Origin of the sequence: Actinosynnema sp. NPDC020468 (assembly GCF_040642015.1) — a bacterium.
GTDB lineage: Bacteria > Actinomycetota > Actinomycetes > Mycobacteriales > Pseudonocardiaceae > Actinosynnema.
In genome coordinates, this window is record NZ_JBFAEO010000005.1 from 1 (window position 1) to 21,918 (window position 21,918).

The following is a 21,918-nucleotide window of genomic DNA, read 5'->3' on the forward strand; positions in this document are numbered from 1 at the left end:
CATACGGGGAGAACACGAGGCCCCGGCGTTAAGGCAAGCGCGCCTTCGGCGCTTCGGGGTGGGTGGGTGGGTGGGTTCGTGGGTAATTCTGGGCTTGTGGTGGTTCGGTTGGTGGTTTTGTTCGGCACGCCAGTACCATTCTTGGGGTGAGTGCAGCTACACCCAAGGGTGAACGTCGTCGGCAGGCGTTGGTCGAGGCGGCGGCGGGGCTTCTTGTGGATGGGGGGTTCGACGCCGTTCGGCATCGGGCCGTTGCGGAGCGGGCGGGGTTGCCGTTGGCTTCCACCACCTACTACTTCGACTCGCTCGAGGAGTTGGTGATCGCCGGGCTGGAGCACCACGCCGGGGCCGAGTTGGCGTACGGGAAGGCTCGGTTGGCCGAGTTGGAGCCCGGGGTGCACGGGCGTGAGCGGTTCGTGGAGTTGGTGTTGGACCTGCTGCTCGGGCCGTCCGCGGACGCCGAGGCCGTGTTGTTGCGGTACGAGCGGTTGGTCGCCACCGGGCGGCGTCCTTACCTTCGGCCGTTGATGCGCAGGCTCTCCGCGTCGCTGCACGCGCTGCTCGGCGACATCTTCCGGGCGTTCGGGCAGCCCGCGTCCCCCGATCGTGTCGAGGAGTTGGTGGCCCTGGTCGACGGGGCCGTGGTGAACGCGCTGATCGAGATCGACCCCGACCCCCGCGCCGTCGCCCGCCGCATGCTGCTCAAAGCCGTGCAACCCCGCTGACCACCTCCCGCGTACGAGTCAGCGAAAGGGAGGAGCGGCATGCGAGAAGAGCATGAGCACGGGTTCCGCGACTTCGCGTCGGCCAACGCCGCCGCGTTGCGGCGGACCGCGTTCCTGTTCTGCGGGGACTGGCACATGGCCGAGGACCTGATGCAGACCAGTCTGCTCAAGCTCTACCGGGTGTGGCACCGGGTGCGGTCGCAGGAGTCGCCGAACGCCTACGCGCGCAAGGTGCTGCTGCGGACGTGGCTGGACGAGAAGCGCCGGCCGTGGCGGCGGGCCGAGCAGCGGGACGGGGAGGTGCCCGACGTCGTCGGCACCGCGTCCGACCCGAGCGAACGGCTCTACGCGCGGGACCTGGTGCACGCCGCTCTGCTCCGGGTGCCGGCACGGCAGCGCGCCGTGCTGGTGCTGCGCTACTTCGAGGACCTGCCGGTGGCGGAGGTGGCGGTGGCGATGGGGTGTACCGAGGGCACGGTCAAGAGCCAGACGGCGCGGGGGCTGGTCGCGTTGCGGGCGGCCGTCGAGGCGTTGGAGAACGGGGCGGTGGTGGCGTCATGAGCGAGGCCGAGCTGCGGGAAGGGCTGCGGGCCGCCGTCGAGTGCGAACCGCCGCTGGAGTTCGACCCCGACCGGTTGATCGCGCAGGCCGAGCACGCGCGGCGGCAGCGGACGGCGCTGGTGTCGGTCGGCGTGCTGACGGTCGCGATCATCGGCACGGTGCTGGTGCTGCCCGGCCTGTCCAGACCGGCGCACCAGGTCGAGGCGGCGAACCTCGTCACCAGCACCACGTTCGCCCCGGCGCGGCCCACCCTCTTCCCGTCGACCCTGGCGCCCGCGCCGGGCGCGGTGGCGGCGAAGCTGACCGAGTTCCTCGAGGGCCGGTTCCCCCAGGTCGTGCCCGCGGCCAGGGGCGTGCGGGTGGTGTTCCAGGACGCCAGGTCCGGGGTGCCCGGCGCGCTGGTGGGCAGCGTCGTCTTCGCGGACGACCGCGGCACCACCGGTCTCACCGTGCAGGTCGACGGTCCGGCGTCCCGGGTCGACCGGGCCGCGTTCTGCCAGGGCGCGAAGTGCCTGCCGGACGAGCCGCGGGCGGACGGCAGCGTGCTCTCGTTCGCGACCCAGGGCCCGGCCGAGGGCATGCGGTCCTTCGCCGTGGCGCACTTCCGCGCGGACGGCGGCGTGGTCCGGTTGACCGAGTACAACTACGACCCGGCGAAGGGCGGCGACGTGCGCCCGTCCCTGCCGCTGTCCACCGACGAGCTGGTGCTGCTGGCCACCGACCCGGAGCTGCCGACGGGCTGACGACTAAGCTGGACGGGTGAGCAAGCCCCGCATCGCCAACGTCCTCGCAGGTCGCTACGCCTCCACGGAGCTGGCCACCCTGTGGTCAGCCGAGCACAAGATCATCCTCGAACGGCAGCTCTGGTTGGCGGTGCTGCGGGCGCAGGCGGCGCTGGGCATCGACGTGCCGGCGGGCGCGGTCGAGGACTACGCGCGGGTGCTGGAGCAGGTCGACCTCGCGTCGATCGCCGAGCGCGAGAAGGTCACCCGGCACGACGTGAAGGCGCGGATCGAGGAGTTCAACGCCCTCGCCGGCCACGAGCACGTGCACAAGGGCATGACCTCGCGCGACCTGACCGAGAACGTCGAGCAGCTCCAGGTGCTGCGCTCGCTGGAGCACGTGCGCGGCAAGACCGCGGCGGTGCTGGCCCGGCTGGCCCGGCTGGCCGCCGAGCACGCCGACCTGGTCATGGCCGGCCGGTCGCACAACGTGGCGGCGCAGGCGACCACGCTGGGCAAGCGGTTCGCGTCGGCGGCCGACGAGGTTCTGGTGGCGTTCGGCCGGCTGGACGAGCTGATCGCCCGCTACCCGTTGCGCGGCGTGAAGGGCCCGGTCGGCACCGCCCAGGACATGCTCGACCTGCTCGACGGCGACCATGACAAGCTGGCCGAGCTGGAGCGCGCCGTCGCCGGGCACCTCGGGTTCGAGCGCGTGCTGACCAGCGTCGGCCAGGTGTACCCGCGTTCGCTGGACTTCGACGTGGTGTCCGCGCTCGTGCAGCTCGCGGCCGGCCCGTCGTCGCTGGCCAAGACGATCCGCCTGATGGCGGGCCACGAGCTCGTCACCGAGGGCTTCAAGCCCGGCCAGGTCGGCTCGTCGGCCATGCCGCACAAGATGAACACCCGGTCGTGCGAGCGGGTGAACGGCTTCGCGGTGATCCTCCGGGGTTACCTGTCGATGGTCGGCGAACTCGCGGGCGACCAGTGGAACGAGGGCGACGTGTCGTGCTCGGTGGTCCGCCGGGTGGCGCTGCCGGACGCGTTCTTCGCGTTCGACGGCCTGCTGGAGACGTTCCTGACCGTGCTGGACGAGTTCGGCGCGTACCCGGCCGTGGTGGCCCGCGAACTGGACCGCTACCTGCCGTTCCTCGGCACGACCAAGGTCCTGATGGCGTCGATCCGCGCGGGCGTCGGCCGCGAGACCGCCCACGAGGCGATCAAGGAGAACTCGGTCGCGGTCGCCCTCGCCATGCGCGAGCAGGGCCTGGCCGAGAACGACCTCCTCGACCGCCTCGCCGCCGACTCCCGCATCCCGCTGGACCGCGCCGCCCTCGACGCGCTCCTCGCCGACCGCCTCTCCTTCACCGGCGTGGCCGAACAGCAGGTCGCCGCCGTCGTGAAGCAGGTCGAGGACCTCCTCACCGCCTACCCGGCCGCCTCGACCTACGCTCCCGCGCCGATCCTCTGACGACGTCGACCGCGAGTCCTCCGTGCCGGGGGACTCGCGGTTCGTCAGAGGCGACCGGCGTCGATGATCCGGCGGAGGAACCGGCGGGTCCGCTCGTGGGTCGGGTCGGCCAGGACCTGCTCCGGGGGACCCGATTCGATCAGCCGGCCGCCGTCGAGGAAGCACACGCGGTCGGCGACCTGGCGGGCGAACCCCATTTCGTGGGTGGCCATCAGGATGGTCCGACCCTGCGTCGCCAGTTCCCTGACCAGCGCCAACACCTCACCCACGAGTTCGGGGTCCAGGGCGCTGGTGATCTCGTCCAGCAGCAGCAACCTCGGGTCGTACGCCAGCGAGCGCGCGATCGCGACCCGCTGCTGCTGACCGCCGGACAACCGGTCCGGGTACGCCGCCGCGCGGTCCGCGAGCCCCACGCGCTCGAGCAGCTCCCGCGCCCGGGCCTCCGCCCGCTCCCGCGGCACGCCGTGCACCACGCGCGGCGCGAGGGTGATGTTGTCCAGCACGGTCATGTGCGGGAACAGGTTGTAGGCCTGGAAGACCACGCCCATCCTCCGCCGCGCCACGTCCGGGTCGAGCCGGGGGTCCGAGACGTCCTCCCCGTCGAGCAGCACCTGCCCGTCGTCCAACTCCTCCAACAGGTTCACGCACCGCAGCAGCGTCGACTTGCCCGAACCCGACGACCCGATCAGCACGACCACCTCGTGCTCGCGCACGTCCAGGTCGACGCCGTCGAGCACCGTCGCCGCGCCGTACCGCTTCACCGCGCCGCGCACGCTCAGCACCGTCGTCATCAGGCACCCTGCCGACGTGCCGCGCGCCGCGACACCGCGTCCGCGAACCGCGCCGACGGCACCGCGAGCAGCACGAACAGCAACCCCGCCACCACGTACGGGGTGAAGTTGTACGCACGCGCCTGCTCGATCTGCGCCGCGCGCACCGCGTCCACCGCGCCCAGCACCGAGATCAACCCGCAGTCCTTCTGCAACGCCACGAAGTCGTTCAACAACGCCGGCAGCACCCGCCGCACCGCCTGCGGCAGCACGACCAGCCGCATGGTCCGGCGCGGACCCAACCCGAGCGAGCGCGCCGCCGCGACCTGCGACGGGTGCACCGACTCGATGCCGGCCCGGAACACCTCGGCCACGTACGCCGTGTAGGTGAGCACCAGGGCCAACCCGCCCAACACCACGTAGTCGTTCGGCACGCCCGTCAGCCGCAGCGCGGGCAACCCGAACCCGACCAGGTACAACGTGATGATCAACGGCAACCCGCGGAACAGGTCCACGTACGCGGTCGCCAGCGCCCGGACCGGGAACCACACCGGCTCGCGCAACGTCCGCAGCGCCGCCACCCCGAGCGCCAGCACCAGGATCAGCGCGCCGCACACCAGCAGCACCCGGACGTTCAGCCACAGCCCCTCGAGCACGGCGGGCAGCGCGCGCCACGCGGAAGCGGGGTCGAAGAACGACTTCCGCACCCGCGGCCACCCCGGCGACCCGGTGACCGCGAACCACGCCGCCACCGCGAACACGACGGTCGACGCCAGGGCCACCAGTGTCGACCGCCGCGCGCGGGAGCGCTTGTACGCCAAGCGCTCCCGCTGCAACCCGCTGACCGCCGAGTCGCCGACGGTCACTTCAACTCGGGTGCGCTGCCCGGACCGGCCAGCCACTGCGCTTCGAGCTCCTTCAGGGTTCCCTTGGCGCGCAACGCTTCCAGCGCCGTCGACACGCACCCGGTCAACGGGCTGTCCTTGTCCAGCACGATGCCGAACTGCTCGCGCTTGCCGCCGCCGCCGGGCACCTGGCCGAGGATCACGCCGTCCTCGAGCTCGGCGGACGTGATGTAGAACGCGGTCGGCAGGTCGAACACCAGGGCTTCCACCTGGCCCGCCCGCAGCGCGGCCTTCGCGTCGTCGTTGTTGTTGTACACGGCCACGTCCTGCTCGGTCTGCAACCGCTTGGCCGCGTCGAAGCTCGTCGTGCCCACCTGGGCGCCGATCTTGACCTTCTTCAGGTCGGCCAGGGTTTTCGCCGACGCCGCCTTCGAGGACTTCAGCGTGATGACCGTTTGCGCGACCTCGTAGTAGGGCGCGGAGAAGTCGACCGCCTGCCGGCGTTCCTCGGTGACGGAGAACTGGTTGATGTCCGCGTCGTAGGTCTTCTTGCCCGGCTGGATGGCCGCGTTGAACGGCACCCGGGTCCAGACCACGTCGCCCTTGGCGTACCCCAGCTCACCCGCCACCGCGTACGCGACGGCCGATTCGTAGCCCTTGCCGTTGGTCGGGTCGTCGTCCACGAACCACGGTGAGTAGGCGGGCTGGTCGGTGCCGAAGGTGATCTTGCCGGCCGTCAGGGTGGTCAGCTTGTCCTTCGTGCAGGCCAGTCCGTTCACCTGGGGGGTGGTGGGCTTGGCCTCTTCGGCAGGGGCGCAGGCGACCGCGGCGAGAACCACGGCGGTCACGGTGAGTATCAGGGAAGGTGCGCGCATGGGGGAATCTTGCCGCAAGTGGGAAGAGCAGCCCATGAACTGGGACGGGTTAGGCTTCCGGTCGTGCCCAAGCTCGCTGATTACCGGCAGATCGCGCAGGGGAAGGTCCGTCAGATCCACGAGGTGGACGACGAGCTTCTGCTGTTCGTGGCGTCGGACCGGATCTCCGCGTTCGACCACGTCCTGTCCAGCGCGATCCCCGACAAGGGGCGCGTGCTGACCGCGATGAGCGTCTTCTGGTTCCGGAAGCTCGCCGACCTGGTGCCGAACCACCTGGTCGCGTGGGACGACCCGCGCATCCCGGACGAGGTCCGCGGCCGGGCGCTGCTCGTGCGCCGGCTGGAGATGGTGCCGGTCGAGGCCGTCGCCCGCGGTTACCTCACCGGGTCCGGCATCGCCGAGTACCGCGCGACGGGCTCGGTGTGCGGCGTTCCGCTGCCGGCCGGGCTGGTCGAGGCCTCCGAGCTGACCGAGCCGATCTTCACCCCGGCCACCAAGGCCGAGCTGGGCGCGCACGACGAGAACGTGAGCTTCGACCGCGTCGCGGCGCAGGTCGGGCCCGACCTCGCGGCACGGGTGCGCGACACGACGCTGGCCGTGTACGCGGCCGGCCGTGAGCACGCCCGCGGCCGCGGCGTGGTCCTGGCCGACACCAAGTTCGAGTTCGGCCTCGCGCCGGACGGCACGCTCGTGCTGGCCGACGAGGTGCTCACGCCCGACTCGTCGCGCTACTGGCCCGCCGAGGGCTACCGGCCGGGTCACGTGCAGCCGTCGTTCGACAAGCAGTACGTGCGCGACTGGCTGACCTCGCCGGACTCCGGCTGGGACCGCGCCTCGGACACCCCGCCGCCCGCCCTGCCCGCCGACGTCGTCGCCGCGACCCGCGGCCGGTACGTCGAGGCCTACGAGAAGATCACCGGTTTGTCGTTCGACGACTGGCTCGGTTAATTCGCCCGATCCGCATCGGCGTGTCACCTGCTCGTTCAGCGGACGACACGCCGGTGCGGCGCACTGGGTGGCATGGTCGCCCACCTCGTGGTTTCGCTGTCCGGCATCGGGCCCGCCACACTCGCCCGGTGCGCCGACCTCGGTCGTGAGCTCGACCGGCGCGACGTGCCGTTGTCGCTGCTCCTGGCCCCGCGCAAGGCCGTGCCCGGCGAGGCGCTGGACTGGGTGCGCAAGCGGGTCGCGGCCCGTGACGCCCTCGTCCTGCACGGGTTCGACCACAGCGCCGACCCGTGCCACCGGTCCGTGTCGCTGCGCAGACGCGCCGAGTTCTCCGCGCTGCCCGCGCACGAGGCCGGGTTGCGGCTGGTCGCCGCGCGGGCCGGGCTGCACCGGCTCGACCTGCGCACGGACCTGTTCGCGCCGCCGTCGTGGCTGGCCTCGCCCGGCACGCTGGTCGCGCTGCGCCGGCACCGGTTCGCGGTGTGCGCGGACATGGCGGGCGTGCGCGACCTGCGCACCGGTGGGGTGACCACCGGCCGGGTGCGCATGGTGAGCGAGCACTGGAACTTCCTGCTCGGCGTCGGTCGCGCGGCCCGGCGCGGCGGTCTCGTGCGGATCGGGGTGGACGCCGCCGACCTGGACCGGATCGGGGTCCGGGACGCGCTGTTGGAGTCCGTCGACCTCGCGCTGCACCACGGCGCGGTGCCCGGCGTCTACAGCTCGACGGGCTCGCCCTCGGTCAGCGGGCGGAACGAGACGCCCTCGGGCGCGGTGCCGGCGAGCACGCCGTAGAACAGCTGGGTGCGGGCCAGCAGCTTCTCGTGGATCGGGAACGCCACCCGCGGTGACACGGCGGCCAGGAAGTCCGCGGCCTCCGAGAGCTTCATCCACGGCGCGGCTGTCGGCACGCCGAGGACGTCGACGCGCTGCTCGGGCACGAAGAGCGAGTCGCCCGGGTGGTAGAACGCGCCGTGGTCCACGAGGTAGCCGACGTTCGCGGGCAGCGGGATCGTCGGGTGGATCACCTCGTGCGGCGCGTCGACCACGGTGACGACCGTGCCGCCGATCCCGATCACCTCGCCGGGTTCGGGCGTGGTGGCGCCGTCCAGCCCGCCGGCCACGTAGACCCGTGCGCCGGGGTTGGCGTCGAGCAGCGCGGGCCACCGGTCCTGGTCGAGGTGGTCGACGTGCTGGTGGGTGACCAGGATCGCATCCAGGCCGGTCAGGGCCTCGAACCCGGTCGAGAACGTGCCGGGGTCGAACAGCAGCCGGGCGTCGCCGGTCTCCACCAGCACGCACGAATGTCCGAAGTGGACGAACCGCATCGTCGCTCCTTAGCCGAGGTCGGTGAGGAGTTCAGCTTCCACCTCGGCCGTGATGCCGGCGCGACGGGCCCGGTCCACGCCGAGCTCCCGCTCGTGGTGCAGCGAGTCCAGCGCGGTGTCGGCCGTCGGCCGGGTGCGCAACCCGGCGGCGAGCGCCGGACCGGGGTCGCGGAACATCAGCGCCCGGTGCGAGTCGGGCAACCACAGCGGCAACGAGTTCGGCCCGCTCCACGGGTTCACCCCGTGCCGCCGGAGCACCTCGACCGGCACCCGGACCAGCTCGGTGCCCTGCGGCGCGACCGCGCCCGCGATCTCGCCCAGCGTGAAGCTCAACGGGTTCGGCGGCCCGACCCCGTCGTAGGTCCCGGTGATCCGCTGCTCGGCCGCGTCGACCACCCACGCCGCCAGGTCGCGGACGTCCACGTGCTGCGCGGCCTGGTCCGGCGCGTCCGGCACCGCCACCCGCCCACCCCGCGCGAGCCGGTTCGGCCAGTACCCGAAGCGATCACTCGTGTCACCCGGCCCGGAGATCAACCCGGCCCGCACGACGAGCGCCGAACTCTCCCGCTCGTCCCGCACCGCGTTCTCGCTGGCCACCTTCACCGACCCGTACCGGTCGGGCGACACGGGCGCACCCGGATCGTCCTCCAACGGCGGCAACGTCACCGACGAGCCGGGCGTCAGGTGGTCGGCGTACACCGAGCAACTGGACACGAACGTCCAGTGCGCCGCCCGCCCGAACACCCGCAACGCCTCGCGAACCCACCCCACCGACATCGTGGCCACGTCGACCACGGCCTCGGCCCCGAACCCGAACAACGGCTCCAGCCCGTCGGGCGCGTTCCGGTCCACCGCCACCAGCCGAGCCCCCTCGGCCACCGCCCCGGACACACCCCGAGCCCCGCAGACCACCTCGTGCCCCCGCCGAACCGCCTCGCCGGCAACGGCCTTCCCGAGGAACACCGTCCCCCCGAGCACCAGAATCCGCATGATCCCCACCCTCCGACCGACCACCCCCTACCCGCCACCCCGTCCGCCCACGGCGAACAACACCGGACACCCCACCCGAACAGGCGCGGAACGCGGCCGCCGACCTTCCGGAGGGGAACCGCGCCCACTTCCCGGACCTACTGGGCCGGGCAGGTTCGATCTTACGTCGGGTGTGCCCACCCGATGAAGGGGATGCGCACACACGTTCGGGTGATCTACTTCGAGCGGGGTACGAACGCCGCCGATGGTCCGACGTGAGTGTGCACGCGTTCGTAGACGAATCCCGCCGCAACGACACCTACTTCCTCGCGGCGGCCATCGTCCAAGTCAAGGATCTCGACATGCTGCGAACGCGGTTGAAGGGCTTGTTGCTCCCAGGGCAGCGGGAACTCCACTTCCGCAGGGAGAAGCCCGCGCGGCGCAGGTTGATCCTGTCGCGATTGGTCGACCTCGGAGTGCAGGTGGACATCTACCGCGCCGGTTGCCGAGCGGGGGAGGAGGAGGCGAGGCAGAGGTGCCTGGCCCGCTTGGTCGAAGACCTCCTGGACATCCGCACGAGCCGATTGGTACTGGACAGCCGCGCCGGCCGGGACAAGTTCGATCGACTCACGATTCGGCGTGTTCTGGGCAAGCAGGCCAAGGAGTCGTGGCTGTCCCACGAGCACTTCGACAGTACGGGCGAGCCACTGCTCTGGATCGCCGACATGGTGCTGGGGTGCCACGGGCTCGGTGGGGACTGGACGCGCCGCACGGCACCCGCGGTGGGTTCTGTCGTCCGACTCGAAGACCCGTAGAAAGCGCGAAGCGCGGCCGCCGTCCGTCCGGACGGGTGCCGCGCTCACTTCCTCGGCTTACGGGCCGAAGCTGGGACCAGGTTAGCAGCGCGGGCCGTGGAGACGGGCATCACGATCGGGTGAAAACGGGGGCAACGTGTGCTGCCCGACACCGGTGAACTTGATGAACACCCAGGTCAGGTAGGCTTCGGCAGTACCGCCAGCCCTCCTACCTTGGAGCAGCCTGTCGTGGCCCGAGTCGTCGTCGACGTCATGCCGAAGCCCGAAATCCTCGACCCGCAAGGACAGGCGGTGGCCAACGCGCTGCCCCGTCTCGGGTTCGAGGGCATCACCTCCGTCCGCCAGGGCAAGCACTTCGAGCTGGAGGTCGCCGACGACGTCGACGACGCCACGCTCGCCAAGATCGCCGAGACATTCCTCGCCAACCCCGTCATCGAGGACTGGGTCGTGAGGCGGGTCGAGGCATGAGGGTCGGTGTCATCACCTTCCCCGGCACCCTGGACGACGTCGACGCCGCGCGTGCCGTCCGGTACGCCGACGGGGAGGCCGTCCCGCTCTGGCACGGCGACCACGACCTCAAGGGCGTCGACGCCGTCATCGTGCCCGGTGGGTTCTCCTACGGCGACTACCTCCGCTGCGGCGCCATCGCGCGGTTCGCGCCGGTGATGCAGGAGGTCGTGGAGGCCGCGAAGAAGGGTATGCCGGTCCTCGGCATCTGCAACGGCTTCCAGATCCTCGCCGAGGCGCACCTGCTGCCCGGCGCCCTGGTGCGCAACCACAAGCTGCACTTCGTGTGCCGCGACCAGTGGCTCAAGGTCGAGAACAACTCGACCGCCTGGACCACCCGCTACGAGCGGGACGCCGAGATCCTCGTGCCGCTCAAGTCCGGCGAGGGCGGCTACCAGGCGAACGAGGAGACCCTGAGGGAACTCGAGGGCGAGGGCCGGGTGGTCTTCCGGTACGTCGGCGAGAACCCGAACGGCAGCCGCAACGACATCGCGGGGATCGCCAGCGCGAACGGCCGGGTGGTGGGCCTCATGCCGCACCCCGAGCACGCGATCGACGCGCTGACCGGTCCGACGGACGACGGTCTCGGCATGTTCTTCTCCCTGCTGGACTCGGTGGTCAAGGCATGAGCGTGGACACGGTCGACAACGCGAAGAACTCGCCCGAGCAGGACCAGCCGTACAAGGAGCTGGGCCTCAAGGACGACGAGTACGCCCGCATCAAGGAGATCCTCGGCCGCCGGCCGACGGATGCCGAGCTGGCCATGTACTCGGTCATGTGGAGCGAGCACTGCTCCTACAAGTCGTCCAAGGTGCACCTGAAGTACTTCGGCGACACCACGACCGACGAGATGCGCGAGAAGATGCTCGCGGGCATCGGCGAGAACGCGGGCGTCGTGGACATCGGCGACGGCTGGGCCATCACGTTCAAGGCGGAGAGCCACAACCACCCGAGCTACGTCGAGCCCTACCAGGGCGCGGCGACCGGCGTCGGCGGCATCGTGCGCGACATCCTCGCCATGGGCGCCCGCCCGCTCGCGGTGATGGACCCGCTGCGGTTCGGTCCGGCCGACGCGCCCGACACCCGGCGCGTGCTGCCGGGCATCGTGGCGGGCGTCGGCGGCTACGGCAACTGCCTGGGCCTGCCCAACATCGGCGGCGAGGTCGTGTTCGACGCGACCTACGCGGGCAACCCGCTGGTCAACGCCCTGTGCGTGGGCTCGATGCGGGTCGAGGACCTGCACTTGGCGCACGCGTCCGGCGCGGGCAACAAGGTCATCCTGTACGGCGCGCGCACCGGCCTCGACGGCATCGGCGGCGTCAGCGTGCTGGCCAGCGAGACCTTCGACGACACGGCCGGCAAGCGCAAGAAGCTGCCGAGCGTGCAGGTGGGCGACCCGTTCACCGAGAAGGTGCTGATCGAGTGCTCGCTGGAGCTCTTCCAGAGGCGCATCGTGGTCGGCATCCAGGACCTCGGCGGCGCGGGCCTGTCCTGCGCCACCAGCGAGCTGGCCAGCGCCGGCGACGGCGGCATGCACGTGTGGCTGGACCGGGTCCCGCTGCGCGCCACCGGCATGACGCCGGCCGAGGTGCTGTCCAGCGAGTCGCAGGAGCGCATGTGCGCGGTCGTGCGTCCCGAGGACGTGGACGCGTTCATGGCCGTGTGCGCCAAGTGGGACGTCATCGCGACCGAGATCGGCGAGGTCACCGAGGGCGACCGGCTGGTCATCACGTGGCACGACGAGGTCGTGGTGGACGTCCCGCCGCGCACCGTCGCGCACGAGGGTCCGGTCTACCAGCGCCCGATCGAGCGCCCGGCCGACCAGGACGCCCTTCAGGCGGACAGCGCGAACGACCTGCCGCGCCCGGCGCGTGACGAGCTGCTCGCCCTGATCACCTCGCAGGCCGCGTCGCCGAACCTGGCGTCCAAGCGCTGGGTCACCCAGCAGTACGACCGCTACGTGCGCGGCGGCACGGTCCTCGCGCAGCCGGCCGACTCGGGCATGATCCGCATCGACGAGTCGACCAACCGCGGCGTGGCGCTGTCCACCGACTGCAACGGCCGCTACGCCAAGCTCGACCCGTACGCGGGCGCGCAGCTGGCGCTGGCCGAGGCGTACCGGAACGTGGCCACCACGGGCGCGACCCCGGTCGCGGTCACCAACTGCCTGAACTTCGGCTCGCCGGAGGATCCGGGCGTGATGTGGCAGTTCGAGCAGGCCGTGAAGGGCCTCGCGGACGGCTGCGTCGAGCTGGGCATCCCGGTGACCGGCGGCAACGTCAGCTTCTACAACCAGACCGGTTCCACGGCGATCCTGCCGACGCCGGTCGTGGGCGTGCTGGGCGTGATCGACGACGTCCGCCGCCGCACGCCCACCGGCATCGGCGCGGAGGCGGGGGAAACCCTGCTGCTGCTCGGCGAGACGCACGAGGAGTTCGGCGGCTCGGAGTGGGCGCACGTGGTGCACGGCCACCTGGGCGGTCTGCCGCCGAAGGTGGACCTGGCCCGCGAGAAGCTGCTGGGCGAGGTGCTGGTGGCGGGTTCGCGCGACGGCATGCTGTCGGCCGCGCACGACCTGGCCGAGGGTGGCCTGGCCCAGGCGCTGGTCGAGACGTGCCTGATCGGCGAGGTCGGCGCCCGGATCTTCCTGGAGGGCGACCTGTTCACCGAGCTGTTCAGCGAGTCCGCCGGCCGGGTGCTCGTCGCCGTGCCGCGCACCGAGGAACTGCGGTTCACCGACATGTGCACCGCGCGCGGTCTGCCGTGGCGCAAGGTCGGCGTGGTGGACCCGGAGTCGCGGGCCCTGGAGATCCAGGACCTGGGCGAACTGGGCCTGGCCGAGCTGCGGGAAGCCTGGGAGGGCACCCTCCCCGCGCTGTTCGACTGAGCGGTCGACGGGGGCGGCTCGCGGGCCGTCCCCGTCACCCCAGCGCGAGCGCCCGGACCCGGTCGAGACCGCCGTTGAACCGGTCCTGGTCGATCGGCGTCGAGGAGTGCTGCCAGATCGTGTGCACCGACCAGGGGTGCGGCAGCGCGCCGACCGCCGTCGCGTACCGCGCCACCCACAGCGGCGTGGTGGCGGTGAAATCGCCGCCCGCGCACTGGTTCCACCAGCTCGTGGACGTGTAGACGAGCGGCCACCGCCCGGTCCGGGCGTGGTAGGTGTCGCCGAAGTCCTTCACCCACGCCGCCATCGCGGCCTTGTCCAACCCGTAGCACGTCGGCCCGTACGGGTTGTACTCCACGTCGAGCGCGCCGGGCAGCGTGCGGCCGTCCCGTGACCACCCGCCGCCTGCCGCCAGGAAGTGGACCGCCTGCGCCGCGCCGGAGGACTTGTCGGGCAACGCGAAGTGGTACGCGCCGCGGATCAGCCCCACCCGGTAGGACCCGTTGTACTGCTGCGCGAAGTACGGGTTCCGATAGCTCGTCCCCTCGGTCGCCTTCACGTAGGCGAACCGCTTCCCGGCGTTCCACTGCGCCTGCCAGTCGACGTCGCCCTGGTGGCTGCTCACGTCCACGCCGTCGGTCGTGCCCGCCGCGGCCGGCGCCACGCCGCGGTCCGCCCGGCCCTCGTGCTTCGCGATCTGCGAGCCCATGGCGTGGTCGTCCACCCGGACGGCGGCGCGGGCTTCGGCGCCCGAGGACACCAGGCAGACGACGAGCACGGCGCGGACCACGCCCCCGGGTCTCATCAGCCGGCCGCGACGCGGCCCAGTTGCGCCTCGTCGCCGTTGAACAGGTTCTGGTCACCGGGGAACACGCCCTCGGCCTGCCACTGCCAGATGGTCTGGAAGTCCCAGCCGAACGGCAGCGGGCCGAGCGTGTCGGTGTACTGGGCCACCCACAGCGGGTTGGTCTCGCCGAACCGGCCCATCTCGCCGACGCACCGCGACCACCAGCTGGTCGAGGTGTAGATCGTCGGGTAGCGGCCGGTCTTCTCGAAGACGCGGTCGCTGAACGCCTTCACCCAGTAGGCCATGGCGAGCTGGTCGAGCCCGAAGCACACGTCGCCGTACGGGTTGTACTCCATGTCCAGCGCGCCCGGCAGGGTCCGGCCGTCCGACGACCAGCCGCCGCCGTTGGCCACGAAGAAGTCGGCCTGCTCGGCGCCGCCCGCCCGGTCGGGCAGCGCGAAGTGGTAGGCGCCGCGCACCATCCCGACCCCGTGCGCGCCGTCGTACTGCTGGTCGAAGTGCGGGTTGACGTACTCGGTGCCCTCGGTCGCCTTCACGTAGGCGAACCGCGCGCCGTCGCCCCACGAGCGCGACCAGTCCACGTCGCCCTGGTGGCTCGACACGTCCATGCCCGGCACCCGGCCGTCGAGTCTGGCGCGCGTCCCGCTCCGGGACGAGCCTTCGTGCTTCGCGATCTGCGAGCCCGCGTAGTGGTCGGCGGACCCGTCCGGCAGCGCGTGCGCCGGTGGTACCTGCGACAACGCGATCGACGTCGCTCCGAGGAGAGCGGCCCAAGTTCGAAGGCGGGTCCTCATCGACACTCCTCCGTCCGGTCGGCGGATTGGTACGTCCGGCCTAGATCGTCAGGCCATCCGCCCGGTTCCGCATCCGGGGTGTCACCCGTCCAGACGCAGGCTCCAGCCGTCGCGCGGGGTGCGGAGCGCGGTGCCCTCGGCGACCACCAGTTCGCCGAGCTGCCTGGCCGGCGGCACGTCGGCGAGCGCGAGGAACGTGCCGACGGTCGCGGCCCGGAAGTCCACCTCGTCCTCGAACGCCACCTCGGTGAACGCCACCCCGCCGTCGAACGCGACCTCGGCCAGTTGCAGCCGGCCGTGGAACGTGGCGCCGGTGAACAGCGCCGGCTTGGCGAACCGGGCGCCGCGCAACGCCGTGATGCCGCGGAACTGCGTGCCGCGCGCGGTCAGCCGACCCACCCGCCGCCCCTCCAGCCGCAGGTACTCGACCGTCGCGCCGGTCAGGTCCAGGTGGTAGGCGGTCTCGTCGGCGTCCTGGCCCCACGGGAGCAGGTCGGTGATCAACCGCTGCGCGGTCAGCCGCACCGCGCGTTCCTGCGCCACGTCGACCGGCACGTCGGCGGTGTCCCGGGGCACCACGCGGTCGGGGTCGTCCGGGCGCGTCTCGTAGTACGGGTGGCGGAACGGCCGGCGCAGGTACGCGCACAGCACGTCCAGCACGGTCTGCCTGTACCGGGGCGTGGACCGGGCCAACCCGGCCAGCGCGTGCATCGCGCCCACCCGCACCTGGTCGGCCTCGCCGCCGAGCAGTTCCACGGACCGCGCGAACCGCTCGTCGGCGACCTTGTCGCTCTCCAACTCGTGCCGCGCCTCCTCGGTGCGGCGCTTGCGGTCGTTGAGCCACAACGCGTACAGCGCCACCACGGCGCCGCCCGCCAGCCCGCCGGTCTTGATCGACTCGCCGAGCGTCGACTTCGGGTCCAGCAGGAGCAGCAGCGTGATCGTGCCCGCCGTGACCAGGATCGCGCCCAGCACGCTGACCAGGAGGAACCCGCGCTTCACGAGTGCACCAGCCCGGTGGACGCGCCGCGCGCCTCGACCGTCCACCCCTCGGGCAGCAGCACGTCGTGGTCGAGCGACACGGTCAGCGCGTGCGTCCGCGCCGACGCGCCCTCGGCGAGCCGCAGGTCCACGTCGGACTCGAACCGCGCGCCGGTGAAGTCGGCGGGCTCGGCGAACCGGGCGCCCGCGAACGACACCCGGTCGGTGAACGTCGAGTCGGCGAACTTGTTCGGGCCCAGGAAGGCGGTGCGCGCGAAGTCCGCGCCGGTGCCGACGAACCCGCTGAACCACGCCCGGCCGCGCACCTCCATGTCGTGCAGGTGCAGCCGACCGGTGCTCGTCGCGCCGGTGAGCCACACGTCCCCGTGCACCACCGCGTCGTGCAGCGAGTTCGACTCGGCCAGCCGCGCGGCCCGCGCGGTCAGCTCGCCGACCTGCCGCCGCGACAGGTCGAAGTACTCCAGGTAGGCCCGGGTGAGGTTGAGCGCGTAGCGCGGCGCGTCCGGCACGCCGACGGGCGGCAGCAGGTCCGCGATCAGCCGTTGCGCGGTGAGCCGGACCTCCAGCTCGCGCTCGGAGGACCGGTCGGCGGTGCGCTCGAACGGCCGGCGCAGGTACGCGCACAGCACGTCGAGCACCGTCTGGGTGTACTCCGCGCGACTGCGGGCCAAGCCGGCCAGCGCGTGCATGCCGCCCGTGCGGACCTGTTCCGTGTCGTGACCCAGCAACTCCACCGATCGGGCGAATCGCTCATCGGCCACTCGTGACCGGTCGTGTTCGGCCCGATCGGACTCCAGCCGTTGCTTCTCGACCTCGATGGCCTGCCGCTGCTCGTCTATCCGCTGCCGCGCCTCGTCCGTGCGGCGGCGGCGGTCGTTGAGCCAAAGGGCGTAAAGAGCGATGAGGGCACCGCCCGCCAGACCACCGGTCTTGATCGCCTCGTGCTTGGGCGCGCCCGCGTCCACCGCGAACAACCAGCCCGTGACCAGCAGGAACGCGCCTATCGACGCGGCGAGGGTCGGCACCAGCAACGTGCGGCCCGCGCGCGTCCACACCGCGAGCAGCACACCGGCCGCAACGATCACGACCGCGCCGGCGATCCACAGGTAGCTCACAAGCACCACATTGTGGTCGGTGATCAGGCGCACGGTGACCGATTCGCGGGACGTCGGCACGAGGGCGGTGTGACAACTCACCGGATTGGCCCATGATGTAGCGGTCACCGCGACATAGGGAGATCGAGTGGACAGCGGCGAGCGACCCTCGTGGGCGCCGGGCGACATCGACCTGGGGCGCCCGAGCATCGCGCGGGTCTACGACTACTGGCTGGGCGGCGCGCACAACTTCGCCGTCGACCGCGCCGTGGCGGACAAGGTGTTGGCCGACGTGCCGGTGCTGCGCTCGGTGGTGCTCAACCACCGGGCCTTCCTGCGGCGCGCGGTGCGCTTCATGCTCGCGCGGGGCGTCCGGCAGTTCCTCGACCTCGGCTCCGGCATCCCCACCGTCGGCAACGTGCACGAGATCGCGCAGGCCGCCGACCCGTCGGCGCGCGTGGTGTACGCGGACATCGACCCGGTCGCGGTCGCGCACAGCCGGGCCATCCTCACCGGCAACGAGTCGGTGAACGTGCTCCAGATCGACGTGCGCGACGTCGAGGCGGTGGTGAAGTCGCCCGAGGTGCGCGACCTGCTGGACTTCGACCGGCCGATCGGCGTGCTGATGATCGCGCTGCTGCACTTCGTGCCGGACTCCGAGGACCCGCACGGCATCGTCGCGGCGTACCGGGACGCGGTGCCCGCGGGCAGCTACCTGGCCGTGTCGCACGCGGGAGTCGAGGAGGGCGAGTGGGACCCGGCGTGGGACGACGCGCGCGGCACGTACAACCGGGGCGTCAGCGAGATGACCTACCGGTCCCGGCGCGAGGTCGAGGCGCTGGTCGCCGGGTTCGACCTGGTGGAGCCGGGTGTGGCGCGGCTGCCGCTGTGGCACCCCGAGTCCCTCGAGGACGTGGACGACGACGCGCACCGGTTCCCCGGGTTCGGCGCGGTGGGACGGAAGGCGTGATGGTCGACTCCAGCCCGCGACCGCCCGTATCCTCTGGGTTCGTGGTGGTAGGCCGACGGACATGACGGAACAGGTTGACCATCGGGTGGTAGGACCAGGCCGATCGAACCTCGACCCCGCGGTGCTCGCCGGGGCGGAGTCGTTCGCCCGGACCTGGGCCACGGCGGTCATCGGCAGCAGCTACGTGCCGATGACCAGGACCGAGGTCGCCGAGCACCTCCAGGCGCTGACCGAGGTGCTGGTGCACGCGCTGCACGCCTCGCCGTTCCGCACCGCGCCGGGGTACGAGATCGGCGCGCGACTGGTCGAGGCGCACTTCACCGGCACCGACACGCTGGGCCGCACCGTGCAGCTGCTCGGCGACGACCTGCTGTCCGAACTGGGCATCACGCCGGACGAGCTGATGCGGTCGAGGCTCGCCGCGTTGCAGGGCGCGCTGTCCGCCGGCTACGCGCGGGCGCTGCGCGAACGCACGCTGGCCGAGCAGGAGGCGATCCGCGCGGCCGTGCTGGACGCGCGCGACCAGGCCGAGGCGGCGCTGCGGGCGTCCGAGGCGCGGTTCCGGGCGATGTTCACCGAGGCGGCCATCGGCATCGGCATCGCGGACATCGAGGGCCGCATCCTGGACGTGAACCAGGCGTTGCAGGACATGCTCGGGTTCAGCGTCGAGGAGATGCGGCAGTACAACATCCGCGACCTCATGCACCCCGAGGACGGCTCGTCGGTGTGGCGGCTCTACGACCAGCTGACCGCGGGGGAGTGCGACCACTACCGCGCGGAGAAGCGGTTCCGGCGCGCGGACGGCGAGCAGGTGTGGACGCACCTCACGCTGTCCCTGGTGCGCGACGACCACGGCGACCCGCAGTACCAGGTGGCGATGATCGAGGACGTCACCGACCGCCACCTGTTGCAGAACCGCCTGCGCTACCAGGCGTTGCACGACCCGTTGACCGGTCTGCCCAACCGCGCGCTGTTCCTGGAACGGCTGGGCCGGGTCTTCAACAGCCGCCACCAGAGCCGCGCCGGACTGTGCTACCTGGACCTGGACGGGTTCAAGGTGATCAACGACAGCCTGGGCCACGACATCGGCGACCAGCTGCTGGTCGAGGTCGGCCGCCGGCTCGACCACTCGGTGTCCGGCGAGGGCAAGCTGGTCGCGCGGATGGGCGGCGACGAGTTCGTGATCCTGGTGGAGGGTTCCCGGGACACCCAGGACATCGTGAACGTCGCGGACCGGGTGCTGCGCGAGCTGGAGTCGCCGATCCGGATCGGCGGGCACGAGCTGATCGTGTCGGCGTCGATCGGCATCGTGGAGCGCGCGCTGGAGGGCACCACCGCCGCGGACCTGATGCGGGACGCGGACATCACGCTGTACTGGGCGAAGGCGGACGGCAAGTCGCGCTGGGCGCTGTACGACCCGGAGCGCAACGCCCGCGAGGTCGCCCGGTTCACGTTGTCCGCGACGATGCCGGCGGCGCTGGAGCGCGACGAGTTCTACGTGGACTACCAGCCCCTGGTGCGGCTGGAGGACGCGGTGGTGGTCGGTGTCGAGGCGCTGGTCCGGTGGCAGCACCCGGAGTTCGGCAGGCTCGCGCCGGACCGGTTCATCGAGCTGGCCGAGGAGACCGGGCTGATCGTGCCGCTCGGCCGGTGGGTGCTGCGCAAGGCGTGCGAGCAGGCCAGGCGGTGGCGCGCGGAGTTCGGCGACTCGGCGCCGTTCGTGTCGGTGAACCTCGCGGTGCGGCAGTCGCGCGACCCGGAGCTGGTGCGGGACGTCAAGCGGATCCTGGACGAGTGCTCGTTGCCGCCCAACCAGCTCCAGCTGGAGCTGACCGAGAGCGCCATCATGGGCACCGCGGACGAGCCGTTGGAGGCGCTGCGCGTGCTGTCGGACATGGGCGTGCGGATCGCCATCGACGACTTCGGCACGGGTTACTCCAACCTGGCCTACCTCAAGCACCTCCCGGTGCACGAGCTGAAGATCGCGGGCTCGTTCATGGAGGGGTTGCGGGCGGAGGACGAGGAGGACGCGGTCGACGTCGCGATCGTGTCCACGCTGGTGCAGCTGGCGCACGCGCTGGAGCTGGGCGTGACGGCGGAGGGCGTGGAGACGCCGGCGCAGGCCAAGCGCCTGCACCGGATCGGCTGCAACACCGGCCAGGGCTGGTTCTTCGCCAAGCCGATGCGGCCGGAGGACATCGACGAACTGCTCCGCCGCTGATCCCTAGGCGGTCAGGTCCACGACCACCTTCACGTCGTCGTCGTGCCGGTCGAACGCGGCCGTGAAGTCGTGCAGCGGCACCCGGCGGGTGATCAGGTCGTGCAACCACCCGCGGTCGGCGTCGGCGAGGGCCGCGGCGGCGGTCCGGTAGTCCTCGAGGCCCGCGTTGACGGTGCCGGTGACGGACCTGTTGCCCAGCACCATCCCGTCGAACACCTCGGACCCCACGACCACTTCGTCCCGGTGCCCGGACAACCCGGCGAGCACGGTGACACCGGCCGCCCGCAGGCACTCCCGGATCACCTCGACGTTCCCGGTGCACTCGATGGCGACGTCCACCTCCATGTCCGGCACCTGCCGGTGGTACCGCGCCCCGAGCCGCTTGACGAGCCCGGGTTTCGGCCCGTCGGAAACCTGGTCCACGACGTGCACGTCGAGCCCCCGCTGAACCCCGAACAACGCCGCCAACAACCCGACCGGCCCGGCACCGGTGATCAACGCGGTCCGCGGCTCGGTGTAGGTCCGCACGCACTGCGCCTCGACCTGGGCCCACGCCTTGGCGACCACGGAGGCGGGCTCCACCAACACCCCGGCGTCGGCCAACCCGGCGTCGACCCGCACCGCGAACCCGGCGGGCACGCTCCACCGCCGAACCCCGTACCCGTCGAGCCCCTTGATCCCCCGCTCCAGGTACCGCCCGTTGCGGCAGAAGTCCCATGCCCCCACCGCACAAGCCGCACAGGGAACCGGATCGGGCCGCCGCACCACCCCGACCACCAGATCCCCGACCCCGACGCCGGCCCCGTCGGGCGCCGCCACGACCCGCCCCAACGACTCGTGGAACAGCACGAACTCCCGCCGCCCCACCGGCAACTCCCCGAACCCGTCCCGCACGATCTCCACGTCGGTGGCGCAAACCCCCACCAAAAGCCCCTGCACCACCACCTCCCCCGCCCCACCACCCCACTCCACAACCCCGACCCGCCCGGCCTCCGCGCGCCCGGGAACCACCAACGCACCCTCGACAAAGTCCACAAAGGAAACCTAACCGCACCCCACACCACCCTCGCGACTCCTCCACGGCTCCACCCCGGATGGGGCCGGCACGCTCCGGTGGGCGGTGAGCCACGGCCCACTCGGCCACCGGCGGCGTGCGGTCGGTGCGCGGACGGGGCGCGGACGGGGGCCGCGCCGGTCTGGGCGGCGGGGTCCCGAACGCGGAGTGCCGGCGCCGCACAGGCCGGGGAGACGGGCCCCGAACGCGGGGTCCCCGAACGCGGAGTGCCTGCCGAACGCGGAGCGCCGGCTGAAGGCGGAGCGCCTGCCGAAGGCAGCAGGCGTGGGCAACAGAGGTGGGCGACAGAGGTGGACGACAGGGGCGGGCGTTCAGCGGAGTCGGAGGTCAGCACGGCTCGGAACAGCGCCCCGGTGCGAGTGGCATCCGCCGGGCGAGAGTCGTCCGACGCACCGACGCACCGACGCACCGACGCACCGACGCACCGACCACCTACCCCACCCGAACCCGAATCCCGCCCCCACCCTGCCCCAACCCGCGTCCCGCCCACAGCCCTGCCTTCCGCAGCCTCCCGCCCAGCCACCTTCCCTCGGCGCC

At 71.8% G+C, this 21,918-nt stretch carries 22 protein-coding genes; 12 read left to right on the plus strand and 10 right to left on the minus strand.

All coding sequences use genetic code 11. The features are described 5' to 3' along the window. Positions 1-146: 146 nt before the first annotated feature. Genes AB0G50_RS05855 through purB form a run of 4 tightly spaced genes read left to right on the plus strand, consistent with a single transcriptional unit; the run spans position 147 to position 3,476 of the window. A complete protein-coding gene (locus AB0G50_RS05855; protein ID WP_360102730.1) occupies positions 147-725 on the plus strand; it encodes a TetR family transcriptional regulator C-terminal domain-containing protein in 579 nt (192 codons plus the stop codon). 39 nt (positions 726-764) lie between these two features. Further along, positions 765-1,286, plus strand: a complete 522-nt coding sequence (locus tag AB0G50_RS05860) for a SigE family RNA polymerase sigma factor (protein ID WP_360102732.1) — start codon at positions 765-767, stop codon at positions 1,284-1,286. After that, the gene (locus AB0G50_RS05865; RefSeq protein ID WP_360102734.1) at positions 1,283-2,029 is read left to right on the plus strand and encodes a hypothetical protein; all 747 of its coding nucleotides are present in this window, start codon (positions 1,283-1,285) and stop codon (positions 2,027-2,029) included. Before AB0G50_RS05860 ends, AB0G50_RS05865 begins: the two co-directional genes overlap by 4 nt. A 16-nt stretch (positions 2,030-2,045) precedes the next feature. Beyond that, positions 2,046-3,476: an adenylosuccinate lyase gene (purB, locus tag AB0G50_RS05870; protein ID WP_360102736.1), complete on the plus strand. Its 1,431-nt coding sequence runs from the start codon at positions 2,046-2,048 to the stop codon at positions 3,474-3,476. A 44-nt stretch (positions 3,477-3,520) separates the two neighbouring features. Here the strand turns inward: purB and AB0G50_RS05875 are convergent, their stop codons facing one another. From AB0G50_RS05875 to AB0G50_RS05885, 3 genes are read right to left on the minus strand one after another with little or no spacing between them, the layout of a single operon-like run. Continuing rightward, positions 3,521-4,267 carry an amino acid ABC transporter ATP-binding protein gene (locus AB0G50_RS05875; RefSeq protein WP_360102738.1) on the minus strand — a complete coding sequence of 249 codons (747 nt, stop codon included), beginning with the start codon at positions 4,265-4,267 and terminating at the stop codon, positions 3,521-3,523. Next, positions 4,267-5,112: an amino acid ABC transporter permease gene (locus AB0G50_RS05880; RefSeq protein ID WP_360102740.1), complete on the minus strand. Its 846-nt coding sequence runs from the start codon at positions 5,110-5,112 to the stop codon at positions 4,267-4,269. The genes AB0G50_RS05875 and AB0G50_RS05880 overlap by 1 nt, the downstream gene beginning before the upstream one ends. Beyond that, a complete protein-coding gene (locus AB0G50_RS05885; protein WP_360102742.1) occupies positions 5,109-5,966 on the minus strand; it encodes an ABC transporter substrate-binding protein in 858 nt (285 codons plus the stop codon). Before AB0G50_RS05885 ends, AB0G50_RS05880 begins: the two co-directional genes overlap by 4 nt. Before the next feature lie 63 nt (positions 5,967-6,029). On the opposite strand from AB0G50_RS05885, the gene AB0G50_RS05890 reads away from it, so the two are divergent. Together AB0G50_RS05890 and AB0G50_RS05895 are read left to right on the plus strand one after the other, a co-directional pair. Next, positions 6,030-6,914, plus strand: a complete 885-nt coding sequence (locus tag AB0G50_RS05890) for a phosphoribosylaminoimidazolesuccinocarboxamide synthase (RefSeq protein WP_360102744.1) — start codon at positions 6,030-6,032, stop codon at positions 6,912-6,914. 72 nt (positions 6,915-6,986) lie between these two features. Further along, complete coding sequence (locus AB0G50_RS05895; protein WP_360102746.1) at positions 6,987-7,706, plus strand: DUF2334 domain-containing protein; 720 nt, start codon at positions 6,987-6,989, stop codon at positions 7,704-7,706. Here the strand turns inward: AB0G50_RS05895 and AB0G50_RS05900 are convergent. Next, positions 7,628-8,239 carry an MBL fold metallo-hydrolase gene (locus AB0G50_RS05900; RefSeq protein WP_360102748.1) on the minus strand — a complete coding sequence of 204 codons (612 nt, stop codon included), beginning with the start codon at positions 8,237-8,239 and terminating at the stop codon, positions 7,628-7,630. The genes AB0G50_RS05895 and AB0G50_RS05900 overlap by 79 nt on opposite strands. A gap of 9 nt (positions 8,240-8,248) precedes the next feature. Then, positions 8,249-9,229: an NAD-dependent epimerase/dehydratase family protein gene (locus AB0G50_RS05905; protein ID WP_360102750.1), complete on the minus strand. Its 981-nt coding sequence runs from the start codon at positions 9,227-9,229 to the stop codon at positions 8,249-8,251. A 254-nt stretch (positions 9,230-9,483) separates the two neighbouring features. On the opposite strand from AB0G50_RS05905, the gene AB0G50_RS05910 reads away from it, so the two are divergent. From AB0G50_RS05910 to purL, 4 genes are all read left to right on the plus strand, one after another. Further along, positions 9,484-10,023, plus strand: coding sequence for a hypothetical protein (locus AB0G50_RS05910; RefSeq protein ID WP_360102752.1), 540 nt, complete (start codon positions 9,484-9,486; stop codon positions 10,021-10,023). A 228-nt stretch (positions 10,024-10,251) separates the two neighbouring features. Further along, positions 10,252-10,491, plus strand: coding sequence for a phosphoribosylformylglycinamidine synthase subunit PurS (purS, locus tag AB0G50_RS05915; protein WP_360102754.1), 240 nt, complete (start codon positions 10,252-10,254; stop codon positions 10,489-10,491). Next, on the plus strand, positions 10,488-11,159 hold the full coding sequence (gene purQ / locus AB0G50_RS05920; protein WP_360102756.1) for a phosphoribosylformylglycinamidine synthase subunit PurQ: 672 nt from the start codon (positions 10,488-10,490) through the stop codon (positions 11,157-11,159). Before purS ends, purQ begins: the two co-directional genes overlap by 4 nt. Beyond that, complete coding sequence (gene purL / locus AB0G50_RS05925; protein WP_360102758.1) at positions 11,156-13,417, plus strand: phosphoribosylformylglycinamidine synthase subunit PurL; 2,262 nt, start codon at positions 11,156-11,158, stop codon at positions 13,415-13,417. The genes purQ and purL overlap by 4 nt, the downstream gene beginning before the upstream one ends. Before the next feature lie 34 nt (positions 13,418-13,451). Here purL and AB0G50_RS05930 read toward each other — a convergent pair whose 3' ends face one another. From AB0G50_RS05930 to AB0G50_RS05945, 4 genes are all read right to left on the minus strand, one after another. Then, the gene (locus tag AB0G50_RS05930) at positions 13,452-14,126 is read right to left on the minus strand and encodes a lysozyme (RefSeq protein ID WP_360103128.1); all 675 of its coding nucleotides are present in this window, start codon (positions 14,124-14,126) and stop codon (positions 13,452-13,454) included. A gap of 95 nt (positions 14,127-14,221) precedes the next feature. Further along, positions 14,222-14,965: a lysozyme gene (locus AB0G50_RS05935; protein WP_360102760.1), complete on the minus strand. Its 744-nt coding sequence runs from the start codon at positions 14,963-14,965 to the stop codon at positions 14,222-14,224. 135 nt (positions 14,966-15,100) lie between these two features. After that, positions 15,101-16,021, minus strand: coding sequence for a pentapeptide repeat-containing protein (locus AB0G50_RS05940; RefSeq protein WP_360102762.1), 921 nt, complete (start codon positions 16,019-16,021; stop codon positions 15,101-15,103). Continuing rightward, positions 16,018-17,136 carry a pentapeptide repeat-containing protein gene (locus AB0G50_RS05945; protein WP_360102764.1) on the minus strand — a complete coding sequence of 373 codons (1,119 nt, stop codon included), beginning with the start codon at positions 17,134-17,136 and terminating at the stop codon, positions 16,018-16,020. Before AB0G50_RS05945 ends, AB0G50_RS05940 begins: the two co-directional genes overlap by 4 nt. Before the next feature lie 127 nt (positions 17,137-17,263). Between AB0G50_RS05945 and AB0G50_RS05950 the strand changes: the two genes are divergently transcribed. Further along, positions 17,264-18,085 carry an SAM-dependent methyltransferase gene (locus tag AB0G50_RS05950; RefSeq protein WP_360102766.1) on the plus strand — a complete coding sequence of 274 codons (822 nt, stop codon included), beginning with the start codon at positions 17,264-17,266 and terminating at the stop codon, positions 18,083-18,085. Positions 18,086-18,146: 61 nt separating this feature from the next. Beyond that, the gene (locus AB0G50_RS05955; RefSeq protein WP_360102768.1) at positions 18,147-20,306 is read left to right on the plus strand and encodes an EAL domain-containing protein; all 2,160 of its coding nucleotides are present in this window, start codon (positions 18,147-18,149) and stop codon (positions 20,304-20,306) included. Positions 20,307-20,309: 3 nt separating this feature from the next. Here the strand turns inward: AB0G50_RS05955 and AB0G50_RS05960 are convergent, their stop codons facing one another. Next, a complete protein-coding gene (locus tag AB0G50_RS05960; RefSeq protein ID WP_360102770.1) occupies positions 20,310-21,317 on the minus strand; it encodes an alcohol dehydrogenase catalytic domain-containing protein in 1,008 nt (335 codons plus the stop codon). Between the last annotated feature and the right edge of the window lie 601 nt (positions 21,318-21,918).